We start from the raw sequence: 9,680 nt of genomic DNA on the forward strand, positions 1-9,680 counted from the left end.
AGATTAGAGCTTCCCTAAGCCTGACAGACGATTCGGAAGAGACTTGACCAGCGATCTGCCAACCTCCAGAGCGATCCTCCCGGACACCGGTCCGATGCGGTTGTTGCTGGTCGAGGATTCCAAATTCGATGCACGCCTGATCGAAACCTTCCTGTCCATGGCGGATTTTCCGCGCGGTCTGGACGTGAAGCACGCGACCCGGTTGTCCGAGGCCCGTGACGTGCTGGAGCAGCAGCCCATCGACTGCGTGCTGCTCGATCTCGGGCTGCCGGACGGTGAGGGCCTGGGCAACATCGAGGCCATCACACAGGTGGCGCCGGATACGGCGATCATCGTGCTCACGGGGCTGAAGAACGACACCATCGCCACGACCGCGCTCCAGCAGGGCGCGCAGGACTACATCGTCAAGGGCGACTACGAAGATGGCGATGCGCTGCTGCGCACGATTCGTTACGCCATCGAGCGACGGGCCAAGGAGGTCAAGGAATCGCAGGCGGTTCGTCGTGCCTCCGAAGACCTGATCCGCAGCATCGTCGCCGCCGTGCCGGACGGGCTCGTCACCGTGCGCAAGGGTGGGGTGATCGAGACGGTGAACCCGGCCATGGTGCGGATGTTCGGCTACAGCTCGACCGAGCTCGTCGGCATGTCGATCTCGGAACTCAGCGCGACCTCGCATCACCGTGTCGACGCATTGATCGACAGCATGCTCAACGGGCTTGAAGCCGAGTCCGAGCGCGGAGACCGCGAAGGCATCGGGCGTCGCAAGGACGGCACGCAGTTTCCGATCGATGTGTCCATTGGTCACACCGTCTCCGATGGAGAGCCCATGGTGGTCTGCGCGATTCGCGATATCACCGAGCGCAAGCGGGCGGAGGAGAGCCTCGAGGTGGCGCGCGAGCAACTGCTCGTGTCCGAAAAGCTGGCCTCGCTGGGCGGCCTGGTCGCCGGCGTGGCGCATGAGATCAACACGCCGATCGGCATTGGCGTGACCGCGGCCAGTCATCTGCAGGAGCAGACGGCCGATCTGTCCGAGCGCATGGCCAGCGGCCAACTCAAGAAATCGCAGCTGGAGGCCTACATCCAGGTGGCTCGGGACAGCGCCGGGATCCTGCTGGGAAACCTGCGCCGCGCCGCGGAGCTCATCCAGGGTTTCAAGCAGGTCGCGGTGGACCAGTCCAGCGACGAGCGGCGCAGCTTCGAGGTCAAGCCCTATCTGGAGGATGTCTTGCTCTCGCTGGCGCCGAACCTGCGCAAGACGCCGCATTCGCTGGATTTCTCCTGCGAGGAGGGCCTGATAATCTCCGGGCATCCTGGCAATTGGTCGCAGATTGTGACCAATTTGGTCATGAACGCGCTGCTGCACGCCTTCAAAGACGACACGCCCGGGACGATGTCGCTGACCGTTCGTCGGGCGGGAGATCGAATTCTGATGAATTTTGCCGATGACGGTCGAGGTATACCGCCGGATCATCTCAAGCAGATTTTCGATCCGTTCTTCACGACGCGTCGTGGGCAGGGTGGCAGCGGACTTGGACTGCATATTGTGTATAACCTGGCGACGCAGGCCATGGACGGGCGCGTGAGCTGCGAAAGTGAACTCGGGAAGGGGACGCGTTTCGCTTTCGATTTTCCGTATGTTCCTGGGGCGCCGTGATGGAAGATGATCTGGTCTTTGCCGACGACGACGAAGATTCCCAAGAGTTTTCAGGCGAGTTGGCGCGGTGGCCGCTGCTGATCGTCGATGACGAAGAAGAAGTGCATGCCGTGACCAAGCTGGCGCTCAGCGGCTTCGAGTTCGCGGGGCGCGGTCTGGAGTTCGTATCCGCGCACTCGGCTGCTCAGGCGCGCGAGGTGCTGCGCGAGCGACGCGACATCGCGGTGGTGCTGCTCGACGTGGTCATGGAGACCGATCACGCCGGTCTGGAAGTCGCGGATTTCATCCGCAACGTCATCGAAAACCGCTTCACCCGTATCGTTCTGCGGACCGGGCAGCCGGGCCAGGCGCCCGAACGCGATGTCATTCGTCGCTACGACATCAACGATTACAAGGAAAAGACCGAGCTCACGGCCAAGAAGCTGTTCACCGTGGTCTACACGGCGCTGCGTTCGTATCGGGATTTGCTGGCGCTGGAGGCCAATCGCCGCGGACTGCTGCAGGTCGTGCAGGCTTCCGCCAATCTGTTCAAGACCGAATCGGTCGAGCAGTTCGTGCAGGGCGTACTGGAACAGGTTGCCGCGCTGATCTACGACTCGGCCGACATGATCTACGTCAGTTCCAGTGTCGCGACCGTGCGCGAGGGCGGCGAAGAGCGCATCGTCGCCGCGACCGGTCGTTTCACCGACTTCGTGGGGCGCAAGCCTGGTGATGTGCTGGCGCATTTCGATTACCACAACCTGACACTGGCGGCGCGCAAGCACCGCAACATCGTCACGCCGGAGCATTTCTCGGGTTATTTCGAGTCCAGCGGTGGCGGACAGCACCTGCTCTACATCTCGGGGCCCGCCACCATGTCGCGTCCGGATCAGGAGCTGATCGACATGTTCCTGCGCAGCGTCGCACTGGCGTACGAGGCGATGCTGCACCGGATCGAGACCGAATCCGCCGACAAGAAACCCCGCAACGGCCTCAAGCGCGGCTGAGCGCCTTTCGGTTCAGCCGGATCGGGCCGCGCGCTGCATCTCGCAGGCGGTCAGGGTGTTCGCCATCAGCATCGCAACGGTCATCGGGCCCACCCCGCCCGGCACCGGCGTGATCCATCCTGCCCGCTCGCGTGCGACATCGAACTCGACGTCGCCGACCAGCTTGCCGTCGGCGCGGCGGTTGATGCCGACGTCGATGACCACCGCGCCGGGCTTGATCCAGTCGCCTTTTACCAGTCCCGGCTTGCCCGCGGCCGCGATCACGATGTCACCGCGCGCGACCTCTTCATCGAGATGCTCGGTGAAGCGATGCGTCACCGTGACCGTCGCACCGGCGAGCAGCAACTCCATGGCCATCGGTCGTCCGACGATGTTCGATGCGCCGACCACGACCGCGCGCTTGCCACGCACCGGCAGGCCAGTCTGCTCCAGCAGCGTCATCACGCCCAGCGGCGTGCAGGGACGCAGGGCCGGGATGCGCTGCGCCAGCCGACCGATGTTGTAGGGGTGAAAGCCGTCCACATCCTTGCGCGGATCAATCCGCTCGATGATCGCGGTGGGATCGATATGCGCCGGCAGCGGCAACTGCACGAGAATGCCGTGGACCGAGTCGTCCGCGTTCAGTGCGTCGATCCGGGCGATCAGGTCCGACTGTGTCGTCTCGGTTGGAAGATCCAGCGCCACCGACCCGAAGTTCAGCTTCTCGCAGGTCCTGCGCTTGGAGCCGACATAGGTCTGCGAGGCGGGGTCGGCTCCGACGAGCACCACCGCAAGACAGGGGCGCGGTCGATCCGGGTGCTGGTCCACAGTGGTCCGGACGCGCTCCAACACACCGTTGGCAATCGCGCGTCCGTCAATCAATTGGGCTGTCATTCAAGAGGCAGACTGATGGCGCAGATGAAATTGTCGCACGGGCCTTCCGGTGACGGCTATGGACCGTTCGACCTGCTACAATCCGCGCCCGTTCCAGACCGGGCTTGCGTCGGGAACGAAGGCAACACAGTCGGGGCGTAGCGCAGCCTGGTAGCGCATCTGCTTTGGGTGAGCATCGACGAAGCGAAAGCACTGCTTTCGCCGATGCGAACGCCGGGCAGGAAGCCCGGCCGGGGCGACGGCGAACTGACACGAGGGCAGGAGCCCGAGTGTGACGGATGTTTCGATTTCACGATGCGTTCGGCGATGAAGGTAGACGAGTAAACTGAAGGCAACACAGTCGGGGCGTAGCGCAGCCTGGTAGCGCATCTGCTTTGGGAGCAGAGGGTCGGGGGTTCAAATCCCTCCGCCCCGACCATCTTTCTCGGCCCGCTCGGGGCCGTCGGGTTCTCCGGTCCACCCACATGACGAGGAGTTCGTCATGAAAACCACCGGCAAGCCGAAGCTGCGCTTTCGAGCGGCCACGCATCCGCTGCTGCAAAAGGGCGGTGCCCACGGCAAGAGCACCAAAGCGCAGAGACAGGCCGGAAAACGTGCGCTGTCCCGCGAGCTGCGGGACAGCGGACGATCTTGTCTACGAGGCATCCTGTAATCGAGCCAGCCTGAATCGCGCGGCGAATTCGTAGCGGCGCAGCCGTTCGTGGATTCCGTCGAGTCGCGACTGGCCATCGGCGACCAGCGCTTCCAGCAGGGATTGGCGGATCGCCCGGAGATGCTCACGCCGGGCCGGCTCCAGCGTGTCCACCCACGGGGCGTCCAGCCATTGCAGGGTTTCCAGGGCCTGATGCACCGGCGCGGAGGCCAGCCAGTCGCCGAGTTCCAGGTCCACGGCCTCGGCACCGGTGCGCATCGCGGTGCCGGGTGGCGCGGCGGGGGTTGTCGGCAGTGCGCCGGCCAGGTGACGACGCGCCTCGGCGATCGCGCTATCCGTGCGCGAGATGGTCGTCAATGTCGTGTCGAGCTGTTCCCCGGCCGTGGCCTGGCGCTGGCGATGGATCAGGATGTCGGCGGCGGCGATCGCGGCTTCGATGGACGCGACACTTTGCGTCTGTCTGTCGAGTAGCGCGCTCCAGACCGACAGCGCCCGATCCCGTCGCTGCTCCTCGTCATCCGGCCAGGACCAGTCGAGTTCGGTGGGCACGGAGCAGGGCGTGGCCGCGCCGGGCAGCAACGCGAGGATTTGTTCGCAGGACAGTACGTCGGCGCGTTCCATCGCCACCAGCACGGTGGGAGTTGGTGCGTCCATCGTCACCGACGCATCGACCGGCAGCCGCGGACGGGGTTGCGCGCTTCCCGGCTCCCCGGCGAGCGCCCAGCCCAGCCCCAGCATGGCCATGTCCGCGGCCTGGCTGCCGGAGAACATGCGATCGAACACGGCGACGGCGTTGGCGCCGTGACCATCCCGGAGCAGCATCCAGCCCAGCATCGCATTGGCCCGTTCGCGCAGCGCCAGGGTTTCGTCGTCGTCGGGGTTACGCCGGCCGATATCGTCCAGCAGCGTCATCGCGAGCGGCTTGTGCCCGGACTGCGCAAGCGCGATCGCCAGATTCATTCGCATGTAGATGTATTTCACATGGTCCGGGTCGCCCGACTCCCAGTGCACCAGCGGGCCGAGGTGCCGGCCGGACGACAGGGTTTCGCTGGCCATGTCCGGTTGCCGCAGTCCGAGATAGGCGAGGGCGCGAAGATGACGCCAGTCATCCCGGGCCGTGTCCGGCAGCACCGGGTCGATCGCGTCGAGCGTGGCCAGTGCCCGTTCGTGGCGCTGGTGGTCGATATCGCTCCGGGCGAGTTCCAGCGCCGGCGCCGCCAGCGCCGGACGCAGATGTCCGTCGTCCGCCGCGCGCAGAATGCCGGCGAATGCGATATCCCTGCGTCCCGCCCACAGCGCGCAGCGAACGGCGAGGAGGCGAATACGCCAGTGTGCGCGAGCCGCCGGGGCCAGGGCGCTGAACGGTGACCTCACCCGAGTCGGGTCGGCGGCGCAGGCCGATTCCAGGTTTTCCAAGCCCGGTGGTGGTTCGGTGCGATCATCCAGTGTGGCGACAGCGGCGACCGGGAGCCCGAATGGCGTCGGCAGCAGGCGTTGCAGCAAGGGTCGCGGGTCGCTCACGGACCAGGCGGTGGCGTCGATGGATGCCGATCCGGTCGTGGTGTTCCGGATCGTCCAGTCGACCGCGAACAGATCACCGCCGGTGTGCAGACGAACCGTACGGGCAAGCCAGCGCATACCGGTATCGTCCCGCAGGCGCAGGTTGATGCGCATGTCCGCGACACCGGGCGGCAGCGGTGGCAGCTTTCCGGTCAGGGTCTGGCGTTCGTCGCCCGAACGCATCAGCAGCGTGGGCAGCCAGGCCGATCCGTCGGCATCGATCAGTTCCACGAAGCCCCGGATATCGGTTGCCGGGTCCAGGCCCGTGACACGGATGTCGATGCCGGGTGGTTCGGCCGAATCGGCGGGGCGCAGTGGTGCGAGCTGAGCGTCGACCTGGCGATCGAAGGCGGCGAGATCCAGTTCCGCCCAGGCGGTGATGGCGGCGCACAACAGCACCGCGCCCAGCGTGATGCGTGACGGTTGGCGTAAGCGCGCGGAGATCACGGGCTTCCCGCCGTAACCGAGGCGCGCGTCCCAACGAACGGCGACGGTGCAATGGCCGTTTCAACCCGGACGGCGCTGATTGCTGTGGTTGTCATCGGACCCTCCCTGGCCGACCAGCCCCACGATCCTCCGGCGATTGCCCCGTGCATGTGACTACCCATTCGGGTGGTGAAGGGTGGGTCCCTCGACGATCAAGGTGCGACGTAAACATTCGAACAATGCGGCGGGCGGACACGTCCGGGTTTTCGCCGTGGAGGAGACCGTCCATGCACGTCAGACGCTTCGGGCGTGATTACAGCCGCCGCGAGTTTCTGCGCCGGACTCTGCAAGGCGTCGGTGGCGCCGGTCTGCTGATGCCGCTTTGGTCGACGATCGCGAATCAGGGTGATATCAGTCCGGCCTATCCGGACGAACTGCTGTCCATCGACGAGTACACCGGCGGCAAGATCAGCCCGGGTGACACCATCGACGCCGGCAACGTCGAGCTGGTCAAGGACCTGCTGGAGCCCATTCGCTACCAGCAGATCAAGGAGCAGGGGCGACGGCTGGAACTGGTCGCGACGACCACCGACCCGATGCGCCTGTCGCCCTGGGAATACATCGAGGCCACGCTGCGCAATGCCGGCAAGGCGCGGTTTGACGACAAGGGCAACGTGGTCACCGACACCGGTGAGCCGTGGATCGGTGGCAATCCGTTTCCCGACCCGCAGAAGGCCGTCGAACTCTACGCCGCCCAGGTGCTGAGCTGGGGCCGGCACGACGCGAGTTTCTACGCGATCAAGATGACGTCGCTGAACGCGGACGGAAAGGTCAAGTTCCGCTATACCGGCGGCTGGGCGGAGCTGAACACCGTGGCCCGCGTGGCGATGGAGCCCAAGCCCTACTGGCCTAAGTACAAGGACAAGCTGCGCTTTCAGTCGGTGTTCTTCCTGGAGCCGCAGCAGTTTCGCGGCACCTCGTTTCTGAACATCTGGGATTACGACCAGAACGTGTTCCCGGAACTGCATGGCTATGTCGCCGAGTTCCGCCGCATACGCCGGTTTCCCACCGACCAGCGCTTCGAGCCGCTGCTGCCCGGCACGTCGCTGTACCTGTCCGATTCCTGGGGCACGGGCGATCCGCTGCGCACCTGGGGCGACTTCAAGATTGTCCACCGCGGTCCGTTTCTGGCGGGGCTGTCGGACAACTGGAACTCGGCGCATGAGAACTGGGAGCACGAGACCCACGGCGGCGGCCGAGACCTGTCGTTCTGGAATACCAAGGTGGAGCTGGTGCCCGAAGCCATCGTCGTCGAGGCCCGGCCGACCGGCTTTCCGCGTGCGCCGGTGTCGAAGAAACACCTGTGGTTCGACGCCCGCAACCAGGCGCTAATCGGCATGGTCACCTACGACCGCCGCGGCAATCCCTATCGCTCGTTCGACGGGGCCTACAGCCTTTACGAGAACGGCGACCAGCGGATCATGGACGGTGAGCACCCGTACTGGAGCTGGACGCATGTCATCGCATCCGACATCCAGACCGGTGACGTCACCCGGCTGGAGCAGGTGCGCCAGGTCGAGGGCGTCCACAAGAGCGGCGCCAATGATCCGGAGCTATTCGATCGCTATCTGACGCAGCTCGCGTTGATCAAGCTGGGCAAGACCTGAGCGTGGGAGCGTCGCGTCGGGCCCGGCTCGCGGCCTGGATGATCGAACATCGCCGGCTCTGTCTGGCCGCCTTCGCGCTGGTCACGCTGTTCTTCGCGATCGGGGTGCCACGTGTCCAGCTCAAGACCGTGTTCTCGGACCTGCTGCCGAGGGACGATCCGTTCGTGCAGGTGTTCAAGGATCACCCGAATTTCGGCAACCCGCTCACGCTGATGGTGATGGTGCAAAACCGTGATGGGACCATCTACAACACCGACACCATCGAACTGGTCTGGCGGCTGACGCGCGATATCGACCTCGCGCCGGCGGTCGATCACGCCCAGGTGATCTCGATCACCACCGAAAAAGCCCGCTATTCCGAGGCGACCCCCTTCGGCGTGGACATGCGCCCGCTGATGAACGACACCCCGCCGCGCACGCCGGCGGAAATCGCGGCGTTCCATGAGCGGGTCAACAAGTCGCCCAACACCAAGACCTTCCTGATCTCCGGCGACGAGAGCGCGACGCTGATCATGGCGACGTTCATCGAGCATCGTCTCGATTACGCCGAGACCTTCGAGTACGTGCAGGGTCTGGTCGAGGCGGCGCGTAGCGACCGGCACGCCGTTCACCTGACCGGACAACCGGCGCTGGTGGGGTGGGTTTACCGCCACCAGGTCGAGCTGTTCATGATCTTCGGCGTCACCATCGGCATTCTCATCCTAGCGCTGATGCTGTACATGCGCAGTCTGGTTGGCGTGGTGATTCCGATCGTCACCAGCGGCACGGCGGCGATCTGGGGCTTCGGGTTCGTCGGTTGGCTGGACATCGAGGTCGAGCCGTTGCTGATGGTGGTGCCGCTGCTGCTCATCGCGCGCTCGTTCTCGCACAGCGTGCAGTTCATCGAGCGCTTCTCCGAGTTGCTGGCCGAATGCGGTGACCGTGCGGAGGCTGCGCGGCGGACCATGGAACGGATGGCGACACCGTCGGTGCTGTCGATTCTCACCGACGCCATGGGCATTGCCGTCGTCATTGCCGCGCCGATTCCCGCGATGGTGCGGCACGCGATCTTCTGCGGCATGTGGGCGCTGTGGCTGATTCCCACCGGCGTGGGTTTGATCACGCTGCTGCTGGCGACCACGCCGTCGCCGAAAACACGGCGCACCGCGGACGGCTCCGACGGACATCGCGCGGTGCTGAACCGGCTTCTGGTCGGCATCGCCGGGCTCAGCCGGCGTCGCGTGGTCTGGCGGACCGCCGGCGTGGTCGCGGTCGTGGCCGTGGTCGTCGGCTGGACGTCGACGCAGATCCGCATCGGCAACCCGGTGGAGGGCAGCAGCCTGCTGTGGCACGACTCCGAGTTCAACACCGCGGTGCGCGCGATCAACGATCACTTTCCGGGCACGAACACGCTGGAGATCATTCTCGAGGCCAAAGATCCCGACGACCCGAACTGGGTCAGTCAGCAACTGGACACCGTCCAGACCATGCAGGGATTGCAGCGCAGCCTGGAAGCGGCCGAGTTTCCGCCACGGGCCACGTTGTCCTTCGCGGACTACCTGACCGAAGTCAATCGCCTGTTCTCCGGCGGGCACCCGAAATGGCTGCCGCTGGACCCGCGCCAGTCGGCGATCAGCGCCGCGACCATGGGCGCGATGATGGGCGCCTCGGCCGAGGCCTATAGCCATGTGGTGTCGGAGGACCTCCAGCATTCCACGGTGTCGATGTGGTATGCCGACAACCGCCAGGAGACGGTGGATCAGGCTCTGGTCACCGCTCGCCAAGCGGTGGAGCGGGTCGGCGTGGACCACCCGGCGTTCACGGTGCGTCTGGGCACGGGCGTGATCGCCTTGCAGGAGGCGGTCAACCGCGTCATCGAACGC

Annotated in this window: 7 protein-coding genes and 1 tRNA gene; 6 read left to right on the forward strand and 2 right to left on the reverse strand. The window is 65.3% G+C overall.

Features of this window, described 5'->3' with window-relative positions; all coding sequences use genetic code 11:
• The first annotated feature begins 43 nt into the window (after positions 1-43).
• Together ABNS06_RS07350 and ABNS06_RS07355 are read left to right on the forward strand one after the other, a co-directional pair.
• Positions 44-1,654, forward strand: a complete 1,611-nt coding sequence (locus tag ABNS06_RS07350) for an ATP-binding protein (protein ID WP_348673569.1) — start codon at positions 44-46, stop codon at positions 1,652-1,654.
• Complete coding sequence (locus ABNS06_RS07355) at positions 1,654-2,640, forward strand: DUF3369 domain-containing protein (protein ID WP_348673570.1); 987 nt, start codon at positions 1,654-1,656, stop codon at positions 2,638-2,640. Before ABNS06_RS07350 ends, ABNS06_RS07355 begins: the two co-directional genes overlap by 1 nt.
• Positions 2,641-2,652: 12 nt before the next feature.
• On the opposite strand, the gene folD is transcribed toward ABNS06_RS07355, so the two are convergent.
• Positions 2,653-3,513, reverse strand: coding sequence for a bifunctional methylenetetrahydrofolate dehydrogenase/methenyltetrahydrofolate cyclohydrolase FolD (folD, locus tag ABNS06_RS07360; protein WP_348673572.1), 861 nt, complete (start codon positions 3,511-3,513; stop codon positions 2,653-2,655).
• A gap of 341 nt (positions 3,514-3,854) precedes the next feature.
• On the opposite strand from folD, the gene ABNS06_RS07365 reads away from it, so the two are divergent.
• Together ABNS06_RS07365 and ABNS06_RS07370 are read left to right on the forward strand one after the other, a co-directional pair.
• Positions 3,855-3,931 (forward strand) — tRNA-Pro (locus ABNS06_RS07365).
• A 63-nt stretch (positions 3,932-3,994) separates the two neighbouring features.
• Complete coding sequence (locus ABNS06_RS07370; RefSeq protein ID WP_348673574.1) at positions 3,995-4,165, forward strand: hypothetical protein; 171 nt, start codon at positions 3,995-3,997, stop codon at positions 4,163-4,165.
• Here the strand turns inward: ABNS06_RS07370 and ABNS06_RS07375 are convergent.
• Complete coding sequence (locus tag ABNS06_RS07375) at positions 4,148-6,172, reverse strand: hypothetical protein (protein WP_348673576.1); 2,025 nt, start codon at positions 6,170-6,172, stop codon at positions 4,148-4,150. The two genes, ABNS06_RS07370 and ABNS06_RS07375, sit on opposite strands and share 18 nt — an antisense overlap.
• Positions 6,173-6,438: 266 nt before the next feature.
• On the opposite strand from ABNS06_RS07375, the gene ABNS06_RS07380 reads away from it, so the two are divergent.
• Both ABNS06_RS07380 and ABNS06_RS07385 read left to right on the forward strand, forming a co-directional pair.
• Positions 6,439-7,818, forward strand: coding sequence for a DUF1329 domain-containing protein (locus tag ABNS06_RS07380; RefSeq protein WP_348673578.1), 1,380 nt, complete (start codon positions 6,439-6,441; stop codon positions 7,816-7,818).
• Between the two features lie 2 nt (positions 7,819-7,820).
• Positions 7,821-9,680: MMPL family transporter (locus ABNS06_RS07385; RefSeq protein WP_348673579.1), on the forward strand; the 1,860-nt coding region annotated here is incomplete at its 3' end.

Origin of the sequence: uncultured Abyssibacter sp. (assembly GCF_964000955.1) — a bacterium.
Taxonomy (GTDB): Bacteria; Pseudomonadota; Gammaproteobacteria; order Nevskiales; family OUC007; genus Abyssibacter.

What these genes read in the sequence shown, in the direction of transcription:
- folD (WP_348673572.1), bottom strand. Translation starts at nt 3,513, where the DNA reads ATGACAGCCCAATTGATTGACGGACGCGCGATTGCCAACGGTGTGTTG.
- ABNS06_RS07355 (WP_348673570.1), top strand. Translation starts at nt 1,654, where the DNA reads ATGGAAGATGATCTGGTCTTTGCCGACGACGACGAAGATTCCCAAGAG.
- ABNS06_RS07380 (WP_348673578.1), top strand. Translation starts at nt 6,439, where the DNA reads ATGCACGTCAGACGCTTCGGGCGTGATTACAGCCGCCGCGAGTTTCTG.
- ABNS06_RS07370 (WP_348673574.1), top strand. Translation starts at nt 3,995, where the DNA reads ATGAAAACCACCGGCAAGCCGAAGCTGCGCTTTCGAGCGGCCACGCAT.